The sequence below is a fragment of the Streptomyces sp. NPDC058240 genome (genome assembly GCF_042882135.1).
Taxonomy (GTDB): Bacteria; Actinomycetota; Actinomycetes; order Streptomycetales; family Streptomycetaceae; genus Streptomyces.
Genome location: NZ_JBHVWT010000047.1, coordinates 1 through 15,648, shown reverse-complemented (window position 1 = coordinate 15,648; position 15,648 = coordinate 1). Strand labels below are relative to the sequence as shown.

The following is a 15,648-nucleotide window of genomic DNA, read 5'->3' as shown; positions in this document are numbered from 1 at the left end:
TATCGGCATGGCAGCCACCACCCACACCGTGTCCAACCAGGTACCACCACTGACCGGCTACGACGTCTTCGCCGCCGACCGGGCGCTCACCGAGGCGGTGCAACGTCACACGTCACCCGGGCTCCTGGCCGAAGTCCGGGGCGAGCTCGGTGAACTGGGCAGATCCGCGGGCTCCGCGCAGGTGCAGGAGTGGGGTGCGCAGGCGAACGGGAATCCGCCGGTGCTGCGTACCCACGACCGGTACGGCCACCGTATCGACGAGGTCGGGTTCCACCCGGCCTGGCACCGCCTGCTCGGCCACGCGGTCACCGCGGGCCTGACCGACGCCTGGGGCAGGCCGGGCGGTCATGTACGACGGGCGGCCGGCTTCCTCGTGTGGACGCAGGCCGAGGCGGGCCACGGCTGCCCGCTGTCGATGACGCACGCGGCGGTGCCCGCACTGCGCACCGATCCGGCCCTGGCCGCCGAGTGGGAGCCGCTGCTCACCTCGACGGTGTACGAGCAGGGGCTGCGGCCCGCCGCGCAGAAGGCCGGTGTGCTCTTCGGGATGGGGATGACGGAGAAGCAGGGCGGCACGGACGTACGGTCGAACACGACCCGCGCCGAGCCGCTGGCCGCGGAGGGCGAGTATCTGCTCACCGGGCACAAGTGGTTCTGCTCGGCGCCGATGTCCGACGCTTTCCTGGTACTGGCTCAGGCACCGGGCGGCCTGACGTGTTTTCTGCTGCCCCGGGTACTGCCCGACGGCACCCGCAACACGTTCGCGATCCAGCGGCTCAAGGACAAGCTGGGAAACCGGTCGAACGCGTCGGCCGAGGTCGAGTTCGACGGTACGTGGGCGCGCCGGGTCGGCGAGGAGGGGCGCGGGGTGCGCACCATCATCGGGATGGTGGCGGCGACCCGGCTGGACTGTGTGGTCGGTTCGGCGGCGCTGATGCGGCAGGCGGTGGCGCAGGCGATCCACCACTGCACGTACCGCAGCGCGTTCGGCGGGGTGCTGATCGAGAAGCCGCTGATGCGCAATGTGCTGGCCGATCTGGCGCTGGAGTCGGAGGCCGCGACGGTGCTGGCGATGCGGCTGGCCGCGGCCTACGACGACGGCTCGGAGAGCGAACGGGCCTTCCTGCGGATCGCGGTGCCCGCGGCGAAGTACTGGGTGACCAAGCAGTGCACGCCGATGGTGACCGAGGCACTGGAGTGTCTCGGCGGCAACGGCTACGTCGAGGAGTCCGGGATGCCCCGGCTGCTGCGCGAGGCGCCGCTCAACTCGATCTGGGAGGGCTCGGGGAATGTGCAGGCGCTGGACGTGCTGCGGGCGCTGCAGCATGAACCGATGGCGCTGAACGCGTTCCTCCAGGAGGTCGGCAGGGCGCGCGGAGCCGATCACCGGCTGGACGGGGCGATCAAGGACATGCTGACGGAGCTCGCCGATCTGGACGGGATCGAGGCGCGGGCCCGCCGGCTGGTCGAGCGGATGGCGCTGGTGCTCCAGGGCTCGCTGCTGGTGCGGTGGGCGCCGCCGGAGGTGGCCGACGCGTTCTGCGCGTCACGGCTGGGCGGGGACCGGGGCGCGGCCTTCGGGACGCTGCCGCACAGCCTCGATCTGGCCTCGGTCGTCGAACGGGCGCGGCCTGTCGGGCCCTGACCGGCCCTGCCCGTAGGGGTACAGCAACGGAGGGTGGTGCTGCGCCGACACGGCACCACCCTCCATGCTGTGCACACCGAACAGTGGGGCACGGGCTCCGCCGCACGGTGGTTCCACCACTCTCATACGGTCCCGCACCCCCTCGCCAGAGTTGCAAAGGGTTGCAACCATTGTGCGGAGTGTGCGGTGCCGGTCCCCTCGCAGCGGCAGGATGGGGCCCGTGGATCGTCGAGCCGGCCTGGCATGTGGGGGGGAACCGAGAGTGGAGACAAGCGCCTCCGGGGTGACGCGAGCGGATGCCCGGCAGTCCGCCGCGGCCCTTCGCATGATCCACCGGGCCAGGGAGGCCAGGCTCGTCGGCGACCGCCCGGCGGTCGCCCCGCGGGCCGAGATCGGCGCCTCGTGGGAACGGGTGCTGCGCAGCGGTATCGATCCGGACCAGTCCACCGAGAGCGTGCTGCTCGATGTGGACGAGATCGAGCACCGGCGCCGGAGCTCGACGCTGAGCGAGGTGATGCCGCTGCTGAACGACGGCCTGCTCTCCCTGGCGGACGCCGCCCAGCAGATCCTGGTGGTCACCGACGTGGAGTGCCGGGTGCTGTGGCGCCGGGGCAACGCGGGAGTGCTGCGCCGGGCGGACGACGTCTGTCTGGCGGAGGGCGCGACCTGGGCGGAGGAGAGCACGGGGACGAACGCGATAGGTACGGCGCTGGTCTCCCGCGTTCCGGTCCAGGTCCATTCCTCGGAGCACTTCGTCCGCACCCTGCACAACTGGACGTGCGCGGCGGCCCCGGTCCGGGACCCGCGCGACGGCAAGGTGAAGGGCATCGTCGACATGAGCGGCCCCGCCTCGACGTTCCATCCGACGACGCTCGCCCTGGTCAGCTCGGTCGCCAGGCTGGCGGAGAGCGAGATCAGGAACCGGCATCTGCAGGCGATCGACCGGCTGCGTTCGGTGGCGGCACCGCTGGTGTGCCGGCTGGGCGGCCGGGCCCTGGCGGTGGACACCCATGGCTGGCTCGCCGCGGTGACCGGGATGCCTCCGGTCGACCGGCTGCCGCTGCCCAAGTCTTTACGGCCGGGCCGGGTGTGGCTGCCGTCGCTCGGCATGTGCCGGGTCGAGCCGCTGCCCGGCGGCTGGCTGCTCCAGGTCGCGGACGGGCCGTCGGACGGGGCGCCGCAACGGGTGGTGCTGGACCTGAGCCGGCCACGCGGACTCACGGTCAATGTGGTGGGCGCGGTGGGCACCTGGACTCAGCGGCTCTCGCCCCGCCACGCGGAGCTGCTGTACGCCCTGGCGCTGCACCGGGAGGGGCGTACGGCGTCCGAGCTCGCCCAGGACATCTTCGGCGACGCGACCCGGACGGTGACGGTGCGGGCGGAGATCTCCCGGATGCGCCGCCATCTCGCCCAGGTGCTCGCGCACCGCCCGTACCGCTTCGGCGAGGATGTCGAGGTGGAGGTGATCCACCCGGACCACCCGGCCGATCTGCTGCCGCACTCGACGGCTCCGGTGGTGGTCAGGGCGCGTACGGGCGACTGAGAGCCTGTCGGGTGACCTCTGAACGGCGGATCAGGCCCCGGTCCGCCGTCCGCGCTTCGGGACCGGCTTTCGCACGGAAGGCGGTGCGTGGTTCCCTGGCAGTCATGAGCAACCCCGTACATACCGCCGCCACCGCCACCACCGAGGTGACCATCTGGTCCCTGGAACAGACCTCCCCCGACGATCTGCGGCCCGCCGCGGTCCCGGAGGGCGATGTGCGGATCGTGCGGTCGGAGACAGCGCTGCCCGAGTTCAGCCGGTTCCTCTACACGGCGGTCGGCGGCGACATCCGGTGGACGGACCGGCTCGGCATGACGTACGCGCAGTGGCAGGAGGCCCTGGACCGGCCGGGGGCCGAGACCTGGGTGGCGTACGCGAACGGCACCCCGGCGGGATACATCGAGCTGGACCCGCAGGACGAGGGCGCGGTCGAGATCATGTACTTCGGGCTGATCCCGGCGTTCCGGGGGCGGCGGATGGGTGGCCATCTGCTCTCGTACGGGGTCGCCCGCGCCTGGGACCTGGCGGAGCGCTGGCCGGAGCGGACGCCGACGAAGCGGGTGTGGCTGCACACCTGCTCCAAGGACGGCCCGCACGCCATGGACAACTATCTGCGGCGCGGCTTCCGGCTGTTCGACACGAAGGTGGAGCTGGAGCCGGAGATGGCGACGCCGGGGCCGTGGCCGGGGGCCGGGCGGTAGCGGTTCGGGCGGCTGCCCTCCACTTCCGGTGGCACGTCCCGGCGACAAGTGGGGGGATTGCGGCGATTACGGGCGGGCCGGTCCGGGCATTCCGCGTGACGAGCACCACTCCGTCTTGCGATGCGGGACACTCTCGTCCACATCTTGGATAGTGGTGGACTGGCCCGAGATCCGCGTGCCACGCTTCCGTCATGCCTGGAACTGGAATTGCCTTGGTGAGTCGACGCCACGTCGACCTCGGCCGCGTGTCCAGCGCCATCTGTCCGGCGAGCTGAGAGTCCCAGCACCGCCGCGCTCCCCCTTTTTTTCTCTGCAATCCCTGCGCACCGCCGCGCCTTGACGCGAGTGTGCAGTTCAGAGCCGCCCTCCTGCAGTCCCGAAGGACGTACTGTCATGGCCGCTACCCCGGAACAGCCTGCGACCACCACGCCCCGCCGCAAGGCCGGACGCCATCGTGGCGAAGGCCAGTGGGCCGTGGGGCACCACACTCCGCTCAACGGCAATGAGCAGTTCAAGAAGGACGACGACGGTCTCAATGTGCGGACACGCATTGAGACGATCTACTCCAAGCGCGGCTTCGACTCGATCGACCCCAACGACCTGCGTGGACGCATGCGCTGGTGGGGTCTCTACACCCAGCGCAAGCCGGGGATCGACGGCGGCAAGACGGCGATCCTGGAGCCGGAGGAACTGGACGACAAGTACTTCATGCTGCGGGTCCGGATCGACGGCGGCCGGCTGACCACCGCGCAGCTGCGGGTGATCGGCGAGATCTCGCAGGAGTACGCACGCGGCACCGCGGACATCACCGACCGGCAGAACATCCAGCTGCACTGGATCCGCATCGAGGACGTCCCGGCGATCTGGGAGAAGCTGGAGGCCGTCGGGCTCTCCACCACCGAGGCATGCGGTGACTGCCCCCGCGTGATCATCGGCTCCCCCGTGGCCGGCATCGCCGCCGACGAGATCATCGACGGCACGCCCGCCGTCGACGAGATCCACGACCGGTACATCGGCAACAAGGAATTCTCCAACCTGCCGCGCAAGTTCAAGACCGCGATCTCCGGTTCGCCGGTGCAGGACGTGGTGCACGAGATCAACGACATCGCGTTCGTCGGCGTGGTCCACCCCGAGCACGGTCCGGGCTTCGACGTCTGGGTCGGTGGCGGGCTCTCCACCAACCCGAGGCTCGCGGAACGGCTGGGCGCGTGGGTGCCGCTCGACGAGGTTCCGGACGTCTGGGCCGGAGTCGTCGGCATCTTCCGCGACTACGGATACCGGCGGCTGCGCAACCGCGCCCGGCTGAAGTTCCTGATGGCCGACTGGGGCCCGGCGAAGTTCCGCCAGGTGCTGGAGGACGAGTACCTGAAGCGTCCGCTGACCGACGGTCCCGCACCCGAGCAGCCCAGCAGCCGCTGGCGCGACCACGTGGGTGTGCACCAGCAGCAGGACGGCCGTTACTACGTCGGTTTCGCCCCCCGGGTCGGCCGGGTGGACGGCTCCACGCTCGCCAAGATCGCCGACCTGGCCGCCGCACACGGCTCGGACCGGCTGCGCACCACCGTCGAGCAGAAGATGATCATCCTCGATGTGGCGCAGGACCAGGTGGACTCCCTGGTCGCCGGGCTGGAGGCGCTCGACTTCCAGGTGAAGCCGTCACCGTTCCGGCGCGGCACGATGGCCTGCACCGGCATCGAGTTCTGCAAGCTGGCGATCGTCGAGACCAAGGCGCGCGGCGCGGCGCTCATCGACGAACTGGAGCGCCGTCTGCCGGACTTCGACGAGCCGCTCACCATCAACCTCAACGGCTGCCCCAACGCGTGCGCCCGCATCCAGACCGCCGACATCGGCCTCAAGGGCCAGCTCGTGCTGGACGACGACGGCAACCAGGTCGAGGGCTATCAGGTGCACCTGGGCGGCACCCTGGGCCTGGAGGCCGGGTTCGGCCGCAAGGTCCGCGGCCTGAAGGTCACTTCGGCCGAGCTGCCCGACTACGTCGAGCGGGTGCTGGGCCGCTTCCAGGAGGAGCGCGAGGACGGCGAGCGGTTCGCGACCTGGGCGGCGCGGGCCGGTGCGGAGTCGCTGTCATGAGCGAACGCGCCGCACCGTTCCACTGCCCGTACTGCGGGGACGAGGACCTGCGCCCGCACGAGACCGGCCACGGCGCCTGGGAATGTGCCTCGTGCAACCGCGCGTTCCAGCTCAAGTTCCTGGGTCTGCTGACCCGGGGGCTGCGGCGCAACGACGCTGATGGGGACGGGATATGACGGAGACTCCGCTGACCGAAGACCTCGAAGGCCTGGCCGAGCGGGCCGGCCGGGAGCTGGAGGACGCCTCCGCGTCGGAGATCCTGAAGTGGGCCGCCGACACCTTCGGCGGGAGGTTCTGCGTCACGTCCTCGATGGAGGACGCGGTCGTCGCGCACCTCGCCTCGCGCGTCTTCCCCGGCGTCGACGTGGTCTTCCTCGACACCGGCTACCACTTCCCGGAGACGATCGGCACCCGCGACGCGGTCGAGGCCGTGATGGACGTCGACGTCATCACGCTGACCCCCCGGCAGACGGTGGCCGAGCAGGACGCCGAGTACGGGCCGAAGCTGCACGACCGCGACCCCGACCTGTGCTGCAAGCTGCGCAAGGTCGAGCCGCTCGAGGAGGGTCTGACCGCCTACACCGCCTGGGCGACCGGGCTGCGCCGCGACGAGTCCCCCACCCGGGCGAACACCCCGGTCGTCGGCTGGGACAGCAAGCGGCGGAAGGTGAAGATCTCGCCGATCGCCCGCTGGACGCAGGACGACGTCGACGCGTACGTCGCGGAGCACGGCGTACTCACCAACCCGCTGCTGATGGACGGCTACGCCTCCGTGGGCTGCGCGCCCTGCACCCGCCGGGTGCTGGAGGGCGAGGACGTCCGCGCCGGGCGCTGGGCCGGCCGGGGCAAGACCGAGTGCGGGCTGCACGACTGATGACGACTGATCAGGAGACTTCGATGAGCGTGACGGAGACGGGAGCCACCATCTGGCTGACCGGTCTGCCGAGCGCGGGCAAGACCACCATCGCGTACGAACTCGCCGGGCGGCTGCGCGGCGAGGGCCATCGCGTGGAGGTGCTCGACGGCGACGAGATCCGGGAGTTCCTCTCCGCGGGCCTCGGCTTCTCCCGCGAGGACCGCCATACCAACGTCCAGCGGATCGGCTTCGTCGCCGAGCTGCTGGCGGCCAACGGCGTGAAGGTGCTGGTCCCGGTCATCGCCCCGTACGCGGACAGCCGGGACGCGGTGCGCAAGCGGCACCAGACCGAGGGCACCGCCTATCTGGAGGTGCATGTCGCGACTCCGGTCGAGGTGTGCTCCGAACGCGATGTGAAGGGTCTCTACGCCAAGCAGGCGGCGGGCGAGATCAGCGGGCTCACCGGGGTCGACGACCCGTACGAGGCGCCCGAGTCGCCCGACCTGCGGATCGAATCGCACCGGCAGACCGTGCAGGAGTCCGCGGCGGAGCTCTACGCGCTGCTGAGCGAGAGGGGTGCGGCGTGACGACCGTCGCGACCGTGTCGGAAGGCACCGGCAATCCGTACGCACTCAGCCATCTGGACTCCCTGGAGTCCGAGGCCGTGCACATCTTCCGCGAGGTGGCGGGCGAGTTCGAGCGGCCGGTGATCCTGTTCTCCGGCGGCAAGGACTCCATCGTGATGCTGCACCTGGCGCTCAAGGCGTTCGCGCCCGCGCCGGTGCCGTTCACGCTGCTGCACGTCGACACCGGGCACAACTTCCCCGAGGTGCTGGAGTACCGCGACCGCACGGTGGCCCGGCACGGGCTGCGGCTCCATGTCGCCTCCGTGCAGGAGTACATCGACGCCGGAAAGCTCCGCGAGCGCCCGGACGGCACCCGCAACCCGCTGCAGACCGTGCCGCTGACCGAGGCGATCCAGCAGCACCGCTTCGACGCCGTGTTCGGCGGCGGGCGCCGGGACGAGGAGAAGGCACGCGCCAAGGAGCGGGTCTTCTCGCTGCGCGACGAGTTCTCCCAGTGGGACCCGCGCCGCCAGCGCCCCGAGCTGTGGCAGCTCTACAACGGCCGGCACGCCCCCGGCGAGCACGTCCGGGTCTTCCCGATCTCCAACTGGACCGAGCTGGACGTCTGGCAGTACATCGCCCGCGAGGGCATCGAGCTCCCGGAGATCTACTTCGCCCATGAGCGCGAGGTCTTCAGCCGCTCCGGCATGTGGCTGACCGCGGGCGACTGGGGCGGCCCCAAGGAGGGCGAGCGGGTCGAGACCCGTCGGGTGCGCTACCGCACGGTCGGCGACATGTCGTGCACCGGCGCCGTCGACTCGGACGCGACGACGCTGGACGACGTGATCACCGAGATCGCCGCTTCCCGGCTCACCGAGCGGGGTGCGACGCGTGCCGACGACAAGATGTCCGAGGCCGCGATGGAAGACCGCAAGCGCGAGGGGTACTTCTAAATGACCACACTCACCCAGCACGCAGAGCAGTTGTCGACCACCACCCTGCTGCGGTTCGCCACCGCGGGGTCCGTCGACGACGGCAAGTCCACCCTCGTGGGACGTCTGCTGCACGACTCCAAGTCGGTCCTCACCGACCAGCTGGAGGCCGTCGAGCACGCCTCGCGCAGCCGGGGCCAGGCGGCGCCCGACCTGGCGCTGCTGACCGACGGGCTGCGGGCCGAGCGGGAGCAGGGCATCACCATCGATGTCGCCTACCGCTACTTCGCGACGCCGCGCCGCCGGTTCATCCTGGCCGACACCCCGGGGCATGTGCAGTACACCCGGAACATGGTGACCGGCGCCTCGACGGCCGAGCTGGCCGTCGTCCTGGTCGACGCCCGCAACGGTGTCGTCGAGCAGACCCGCCGCCATGCCGCCGTCGCCGCGCTGCTGCGGGTGCCGCACGTGGTGCTGGCCGTCAACAAGATGGACCTGGTCGACTACGCGGAGCCGGTGTTCGCCGCCATCGCCGAGGAGTTCACGGCGTACGCGGCCTCGCTCGGCGTCCCGGGCTGGGGGTCTGGGGGGGACCCCCAGGAAAACTGGTGCACGGCGATCCCGATCTCCGCGCTGGCCGGTGACAACGTCGTGGAGCCGTCCGCGCACATGGACTGGTACGGCGGGCCGACGGTCCTGGAGCACCTGGAGACGGTGCCGGTCAGCCATGACCTCACCGCCTGCCACGCCCGTTTCCCGGTCCAGTACGTCATCCGGCCACAGACCGCCGAGCACCCCGACTACCGGGGCTACGCGGGTCAGATCGCCGCCGGTGCGTTCCGGGTGGGCGAGGCCGTCACCGTCCTCCCGTCCGGCCGCACGTCGACGATCGCCGGGATCGACGCGCTCGGCGAGAGCGTGGACATCGCCTGGGCGCCCCAGTCGGTGACCATCCGGCTGGCCGACGACATCGACGTCTCGCGCGGTGACCTGATCGCACCGGCCGACGACGCGCCGGCCGTCACCCAGGACGTCGAGGCGACCGTCTGCCACGTCGCCGACCAGCCGCTCGCGGTCGGCCAGCGGGTGCTGCTCAAGCACACCACCCGCACGGTCAAGGCGATCGTCAAGGACATCCCCTCGCGCCTCACCCTGGACGACCTCTCCCAGCACCCGGCGCCCGGACAGCTCGTCGCCAACGACATCGGCCGGGTCGTCGTCCGGACCGCGGAGCCGCTCGCACTCGACGCGTACGCGGACTCCCGGCGCACCGGATCGTTCCTCCTGATCGACCCGGCGGACGGCACCACGCTGTCGGCCGGCATGGCGGGCGCCTCGTTCGCCGCCGCGGCCGAACCCGAGGCCGCCGCGGACGACGCCGAATGGGACTTCTGATGGCCATCGATATCTACTCCACGTTCGCGAAGGAGGGCGGCCGCATCGGCAGCGGCGCCCTCGGCAGCGGTCAGGGCGGGGTCGCGCGATGTGCGTGATGACGTACGCGCACCGCCTGCGCGCCCACTCGCTCCAACCGCACCGCCCGCACAGCCAGTTCAGACGAAGACCTGCCGACTTCCCGGCCGCGTCCCCCTGATCGCCCAGGACGCGAGCACCGGGCCAACGAGAGGAAAGCCTCCCGTGTCTGCCCCCCGTACCACGCCGCGACGTGCCCTCGCCGCCGTCGCCGCCCTGCCGCTGCTCGCCCTCGCGCTCACCGCCTGCGGCTACGGCTCCGAGGCGAAGCAGGACGACGCCAAGAAGGCGGACGTCGCCACCGACGGCAAGAAGCTCTCCGCGGACACCGTGAAGATCGGCTACTTCCCGAACCTCACCCATGCCACCGCCCTGGTCGGTATCCAGGAAGGCATCATCGCCAAGGAGCTCGGCTCCACGACGGTCAAGCCGTCGACGTTCAACGCCGGTCCGTCCGAGATCGAGGCGCTCAACGCGGGTTCGATCGACATCGGTTTCATCGGCCCCTCGCCCTCCATCAACGGCTTCACCAAGTCCAAGGGCAAGAGCCTGCGGATCATCGGCGGTTCGGCGTCCGGCGGCGTGAAGCTGGTCGTCGACCCGAAGAAGATCAAGACCCTGGACGACCTCAAGGGCAAGAAGATCGCCACCCCGCAGCTCGGCAACACCCAGGACGTGGCCTTCCTCAACTGGATCTCCGAGAAGGGCTGGAAGGTCGACGCCAACAGCGGCAAGGGCGACGTCTCCGTGGTCCGTACGGACAACAAGGTGACGCCGGACGCCTACAAGTCCGGTTCCATCGACGGCGCCTGGGCCCCCGAGCCGACCGCCTCCAAGCTGGTCGCGCAGGGCGCGAAGGTGCTCCTAGACGAGTCGACGCTGTGGCCGGACAACAAGTTCGTGATCACGAACATCATCGTGTCGCAGAAGTTCCTCGCCGAGCACCCGGACGTCGTCGAGGCGGTGCTGCGCGGTTCGGTCAACACCAACGCGTGGATCAACGCCAACCCGGACAAGGCGAAGGCCTCCGCCAACGCAGCGCTCAAGACGCTGTCCGGCAAGGAACTGCCGGCGGACGTCCTCGACCCGGCGTGGAAGTCGATCCAGTTCACCGACGACCCGCTGGCCGCCACGCTCGACACCGAGGCCAAGCACGCGGTGAAGGCCGGTCTGCTGGAGCAGACGGACCTGACGGGCATCTACGACCTGAAGCCGCTGAACAAGATCCTCAAGGCCGCGGGCAAGCCCGGCGTCGCCGACGCCGGTCTCGGCGTCAAGTAAGCGGCACCCGAACAGGATTCCCAGGAGGTGACGACCATGGCGACCACCACGCTCACCAAGGCCGAGGACCGTACGGCGGTCGGGCACGCCGCCCGCATCGACCACGTCTCGAAGTCCTTCGGCGGACCGGAGGGGCAGCAGCTCGTGCTGGACGACATCACACTCGATGTCGCTCCCGGCGAGTTCGTCACCCTCCTGGGCGCCTCCGGGTGCGGCAAGTCGACCCTGCTCAACCTGGTGGCCGGACTCGACCGCCCGACCGCGGGGTCCATCGAGACCCCCGGCGGGCGGCCGGCCCTGATGTTCCAGGAGCACGCCCTCTTCCCGTGGCTGACCGCGGGCAAGAACATCGAACTCGCGCTGCGGCTGCGCGGCGTGCCCAGGTCCGACCGCCGCGCCGAGGCGGAGCGGCTGCTCGAACTCGTACGGCTCGGCGGGGCGTACGGGAAGCGGGTGCATGAGCTTTCGGGCGGTATGCGGCAGCGGGTGGCGATGGCCCGCGCGCTCGCCCAGGACAGTCAACTGCTGCTGATGGACGAACCGTTCGCCGCGCTCGACGCCATCACCCGGGACGTGCTGCACGACGAGCTGACCCGGATCTGGCGCGAGACGAACGTCTCGGTCCTCTTCGTCACGCACAACGTGCGGGAAGCGGTCCGGCTCGCCGAGCGGGTCGTCCTGCTCTCGTCGCGGCCGGGCCGGGTCGCCCGGGAGTGGACGGTCGACATCGACCAGCCGCGCCGCATCGAGGACACCGCGGTGGCCGAGCTGTCCGTGGAGATCACCGAACAACTGCGTGGGGAGATCCGCCGACATGGCCAGCACTGAGACCGCAGCCAAGGACACCGCCAAGGACCTGGCGGGCCTGGAGGCGGGACTGGATGCGCTCGACGCCGTACGGGTGAGCCGGACCCCGGTCCGCGAGGTGCTGGTACGCAAGGTGCTGCCGCCGGTCGTGGCCGTGGTCCTGGTGCTCGTCGTCTGGCAGATCCTGATCTGGGCGCAGGTCACCGACGACTACAAGCTGCCGTCGCCGTCCCAGGTGTGGGCCGAGGTGACCGACGCATGGGCGCAGGGCACCCTGCTCGGCTACATCTGGACCAGCGTCTCGCGCGGTCTGCTCGGCTTCCTGCTGGCGCTGGCCATCGGCACTCCGCTCGGGCTGCTGGTGTCGCGCGTCAAGCTGGTCCGCGCGGCGATCGGGCCGGTGCTCTCCGGGCTCCAGTCGCTGCCGTCGGTCGCCTGGGTGCCCCCCGCGGTGATCTGGCTGGGGCTCGACGACCGGATGATGTACGCGGTGATCCTGCTGGGCGCGGTCCCCTCGATCGCCAACGGCCTGGTCGCGGGCGTCGACCAGATCCCGCCGCTGCATCTGCGGGCCGGGAAGACACTGGGCGCCACCGGTCTTCGCGGCACCTGGCACATCGTGCTGCCGGCCGCGCTGCCCGGCTATCTGGCGGGCCTGAAGCAGGGCTGGGCGTTCTCCTGGCGTTCGCTGATGGCCGCCGAGATCATCGCCTCCTCGCCCGATCTGGGTGTGGGCCTGGGCCAGTTGCTGGAACAGGGCCGGGAGACCAGCAGCATGTCGATGGTGTTCCTCGCCATCATCCTGATCCTCACCGTCGGCATCGCGATCGACCTGCTGATCTTCAGTCCGCTGGAGCGGTGGGTGCTGCGCGGCCGCGGCCTCCTCGTCAAGAACTGAGGACGACCATGACCGCTCCGGTGCTTCTCGTCATCGCCCACGGCAGCCGCGACCCGCGGCACGCGGCGACCGTGCACGCGCTCACCGCGCGGGTGCGGTCGCTGCGGCCGGGGCTGCGTGTGGAGACGGGCTTCCTGGACTTCAACGCGCCGTCGGTGCCGCGGGTCCTGGAGCGGCTGGCCGCGCAGGGGGCACAGGACGTCATCGCGCTCCCCCTGCTCCTCACCCGGGCCTTCCACGCCAAGTCCGACATCCCCACCGTGCTGCACGAGGCCCGGAGCAGGCTGCCCCGGCTGCGGGTCCGGCAGGCCGAGGTGCTCGGCCCGTCGCCGCTGCTGAACTCGGCGCTGGAACGGCGGTTGCACGAAGCCGGGGTCCGTCCCGGCGACCGGAGCTCGACCGGGCTCGTCCTGGCCTCGGCGGGCTCCACAGACCCGGAGGCGATCGCAGTGATCGCTGAAATCGCGCGGGAGCTGCGGCACACCGGTTGGTGTTCCGTGCGGCCTGCGTTCGCCTCCGCATCCCTCCCCCGTACCGAGGACGCGGTACGGGCCCTGCGGGACGAGGGTGTGCGCCGGGTGGCGGTGGCGCCGTACGTCATCGCTCCCGGCCGGCTCCCGGACCGGATCGCCGAAGGGGCGGCCGGCGCGGACGTACTGGCCGATGTGCTCGGCGCCTCGCCGGAGTTGGCACGGCTGCTGCTGACCCGATACGACGAGGCCCGCGTCCCCGGCGCACGGGCGGCGTCGCTCACCGCGTGACGCGGCGCCCGGTCACCCCACGTCCAGGCTGCCCGTGCGGGTCCGCTTGAGCTCGAAGAGGTCCGGCGTCCCGGCGAGCACCCGGAAGCTGTCGAAGACGCGTCCGGCCTCCTCGCCGCGCGGTGCCGCCCGCAGGACCGGCCCGAACCAGACCGCGCCGTCGACATGGATCGTGGGCGTACCGACGTACGCGTCGGCCTCCGGGTCCTTGCCGGCGTCATGGCTGCGCCGCAGTGCCTCGTCGTACGTCTCCGAGTGCGCGGCGTCGGCGAGCGCGGCGGGCAGTCCGAGCTCCGCGAGGGACTCGGCGATCACCTCGTCGAAGTCCTCGTTCTTCTGTCGGTGGATACGGACGCCCATCGCGGTGTAGAGGTCGCGGAGCACCCCGTCGCCGTGGGCGTCGGCCGCCGCGACCGCGACCCGCACCGGGCCGATCGACCTGTCGACCAGTTCCCGGTACCAGTCGGGGAGTTCATTGCCGATGTTGTGCAGATACAGGCTCATGACGTGGAAGCGGAGATCGATGTCGCGCCGCTGCTCCACCTCCAGCATCCAGCGGGAGGTGATCCAGGCGAACGGGCATGCCGGGTCGAAGTAGAAGTCGACGGCCGTCCGGCCCGATAGAGGGGTGTGCGATGTGGTCATGAGGTCGAGCCTAGACACGAGTTGGCATGCGATCCCGGGCCATTCGACATCGTATCCGCTGGGCCATTCAGGGCAGGATGGGGCGGGCGGTAGCATCCCCGGATGCGAACCATCGAGACACTGGTCCCGCAGGCCGGGCAGACCGATACCGAGGGCCTGCGCGCGTTCGACGCGGACGCACTCGCGGGGCACGTCGCCGATCCGGCGCATCCGTGGTGGCGCCGCAGGGCCTGCGTGGTCGCGTTGGCCGGGCGGGTGCCCGAGCACCGCGTCGCCGGGCTGATCGCACGCATCCACGACCCCGACGACGTGGGCGAGGTCCGTATCGCGCTGCTGGACCTTCTCGCGGACCGGGCGGAACTCCTGCCCTGGCTCCGGCACAAGGACCGGCGGAAGGAGGGCTGGTACGGAATGTCCGCGGCGATCCTCAAGACGCGCGGCCTGCTCGGCGACCGCTCGGCAGCCGGCGAACTGGCGACGCTCGCGGCCGAACCGTGGCCGCGTCTGCGGGAGATCGGCGAGGCCGGACTGGACGCGCTGGTCGCCCGGTACGGAACGGAGGCGGTCCTGGCCGATGTCGGTGACGCACGCGCGCAGGACCGAGCCTTCCGCGTCCGAATGAGGCACCGCGCCGGCCAGGACGTCACCGACGCGCTCGCGGACCCGGACCGGGCGGTCGCGTACCTCGCCCAGTCCCTGCTGACCGACCCGGACCGGCTCCGCGGCTACCTCGGCGAGGCGCCGACGGCCGAGGCGAAGCTGTGGGCCGCGTACGCGCTGCACCGTCTCACCGGCGACGCCGCCGAGACCCGGGCGATCCACGACTCGCTGGGCCGCCCACGGGTCGAAGTCGATGGCCTGGACGACGAGTTGCGCGCGGCGGTCCTCCACGAGTACGGGCACGACTGCGAGGAGTGGAGCGACCCGCGCTGGCGGGTCGAGGCCATCTGCGCCGGGCCGCCCGGCCGGACGGACGAGGACGAGCAGCTCCGCCGGGCCGTGGCCGCACTCACCGCGGCGGGCCTGGCGCCGGAGCCCCCGGTCTCCTGCGGGGAGGACCACCGGCAGGGCGGTGGCACCTATCACGTCATCAGGTTCGGCGGGAGCGAGATCTCCCTCAGCACCCTCGGTCGGTTCGCCACCTCGCACGAGGCCGAACCCGCCGCCCGCGCGGCCCTGGAAGCGGCCGGCTTCCGCTGGATCGACCCGGCGACCGGCGCGATCCGGGTCACCGGCCTCTGCGTCTACTACTTCGGCGGGCGCGAACCCCTGGACGTCAGCACCCTGCTCTTCTACTGGCAGGACTAGGGCCTGTCCGGCGGATCAGGGTCGGACAGGCCATAGGGCCGGTCTCAGAGGCTGTCGGGTGACCTCGGATCGGAAAAGCGGACGCGGTCTGGTGCGTGCGATTCCAAGGCGGAGGAGGGAGGCGACGCGGAGCGTCGTCGA

The 15,648-nt window shown here is 71.0% G+C and carries 16 protein-coding genes; 15 read left to right on the top strand and 1 reads right to left on the bottom strand.

All coding sequences use genetic code 11. The features are described from left to right. Window positions 1-7 precede the first annotated feature (7 nt). The 14 genes from ACFVX4_RS35565 to ACFVX4_RS35500 all read left to right on the top strand — a co-directional run bounded on the left by ACFVX4_RS35565 (window position 8) and on the right by ACFVX4_RS35500 (window position 13,554). The gene (locus ACFVX4_RS35565) at window positions 8-1,645 is read left to right on the top strand and encodes an acyl-CoA dehydrogenase family protein (protein ID WP_389985715.1); all 1,638 of its coding nucleotides are present in this window, start codon (window positions 8-10) and stop codon (window positions 1,643-1,645) included. 325 nt (window positions 1,646-1,970) lie between these two features. After that, window positions 1,971-3,188 (top strand): GAF domain-containing protein, encoded by a 1,218-nt coding sequence (locus tag ACFVX4_RS35560; RefSeq protein WP_389985787.1) that lies wholly within the window; start codon window positions 1,971-1,973, stop codon window positions 3,186-3,188. Window positions 3,189-3,292: 104 nt separating this feature from the next. Beyond that, window positions 3,293-3,889: a GNAT family N-acetyltransferase gene (locus tag ACFVX4_RS35555; protein WP_389985712.1), complete on the top strand. Its 597-nt coding sequence runs from the start codon at window positions 3,293-3,295 to the stop codon at window positions 3,887-3,889. Between the two features lie 191 nt (window positions 3,890-4,080). Continuing rightward, window positions 4,081-4,164 carry a putative leader peptide gene (locus ACFVX4_RS35550; protein WP_317864749.1) on the top strand — a complete coding sequence of 28 codons (84 nt, stop codon included), beginning with the start codon at window positions 4,081-4,083 and terminating at the stop codon, window positions 4,162-4,164. 118 nt (window positions 4,165-4,282) lie between these two features. Then, the gene (locus ACFVX4_RS35545; protein WP_389985709.1) at window positions 4,283-5,980 is read left to right on the top strand and encodes a nitrite/sulfite reductase; all 1,698 of its coding nucleotides are present in this window, start codon (window positions 4,283-4,285) and stop codon (window positions 5,978-5,980) included. Further along, entirely contained in the window at window positions 5,977-6,156 is a 180-nt protein-coding gene (locus ACFVX4_RS35540) for a hypothetical protein (protein WP_389985706.1), read from the top strand. The genes ACFVX4_RS35545 and ACFVX4_RS35540 overlap by 4 nt, the downstream gene beginning before the upstream one ends. Continuing rightward, window positions 6,153-6,854, top strand: coding sequence for a phosphoadenylyl-sulfate reductase (locus tag ACFVX4_RS35535; RefSeq protein ID WP_389985703.1), 702 nt, complete (start codon window positions 6,153-6,155; stop codon window positions 6,852-6,854). The genes ACFVX4_RS35540 and ACFVX4_RS35535 overlap by 4 nt, the downstream gene beginning before the upstream one ends. A 23-nt stretch (window positions 6,855-6,877) precedes the next feature. Continuing rightward, on the top strand, window positions 6,878-7,423 hold the full coding sequence (cysC, locus tag ACFVX4_RS35530; RefSeq protein WP_266428495.1) for an adenylyl-sulfate kinase: 546 nt from the start codon (window positions 6,878-6,880) through the stop codon (window positions 7,421-7,423). Next, entirely contained in the window at window positions 7,420-8,355 is a 936-nt protein-coding gene (gene cysD / locus ACFVX4_RS35525; RefSeq protein ID WP_389985700.1) for a sulfate adenylyltransferase subunit CysD, read from the top strand. Before cysC ends, cysD begins: the two co-directional genes overlap by 4 nt. Then, entirely contained in the window at window positions 8,356-9,729 is a 1,374-nt protein-coding gene (locus tag ACFVX4_RS35520; protein WP_389985697.1) for a sulfate adenylyltransferase subunit 1, read from the top strand. It begins immediately after the preceding gene. 243 nt (window positions 9,730-9,972) lie between these two features. After that, complete coding sequence (locus ACFVX4_RS35515) at window positions 9,973-11,088, top strand: aliphatic sulfonate ABC transporter substrate-binding protein (protein WP_389985695.1); 1,116 nt, start codon at window positions 9,973-9,975, stop codon at window positions 11,086-11,088. A gap of 36 nt (window positions 11,089-11,124) precedes the next feature. Next, window positions 11,125-11,916 (top strand): ABC transporter ATP-binding protein, encoded by a 792-nt coding sequence (locus tag ACFVX4_RS35510; RefSeq protein ID WP_389985692.1) that lies wholly within the window; start codon window positions 11,125-11,127, stop codon window positions 11,914-11,916. Continuing rightward, window positions 11,903-12,793, top strand: a complete 891-nt coding sequence (locus ACFVX4_RS35505; RefSeq protein WP_389985689.1) for an ABC transporter permease — start codon at window positions 11,903-11,905, stop codon at window positions 12,791-12,793. The genes ACFVX4_RS35510 and ACFVX4_RS35505 overlap by 14 nt, the downstream gene beginning before the upstream one ends. An 8-nt stretch (window positions 12,794-12,801) precedes the next feature. Next, window positions 12,802-13,554: a sirohydrochlorin chelatase gene (locus ACFVX4_RS35500; RefSeq protein ID WP_266428480.1), complete on the top strand. Its 753-nt coding sequence runs from the start codon at window positions 12,802-12,804 to the stop codon at window positions 13,552-13,554. A 12-nt stretch (window positions 13,555-13,566) separates the two neighbouring features. Here ACFVX4_RS35500 and ACFVX4_RS35495 read toward each other — a convergent pair whose 3' ends face one another. Then, window positions 13,567-14,199 carry a DsbA family protein gene (locus ACFVX4_RS35495; RefSeq protein ID WP_389985686.1) on the bottom strand — a complete coding sequence of 211 codons (633 nt, stop codon included), beginning with the start codon at window positions 14,197-14,199 and terminating at the stop codon, window positions 13,567-13,569. Window positions 14,200-14,301: 102 nt separating this feature from the next. Here ACFVX4_RS35495 and ACFVX4_RS35490 point away from each other — a divergent pair, with 102 nt between their 5' ends. Continuing rightward, the gene (locus ACFVX4_RS35490) at window positions 14,302-15,507 is read left to right on the top strand and encodes a hypothetical protein (RefSeq protein WP_389985683.1); all 1,206 of its coding nucleotides are present in this window, start codon (window positions 14,302-14,304) and stop codon (window positions 15,505-15,507) included. The last annotated feature ends 141 nt before the right edge of the window (window positions 15,508-15,648 follow it).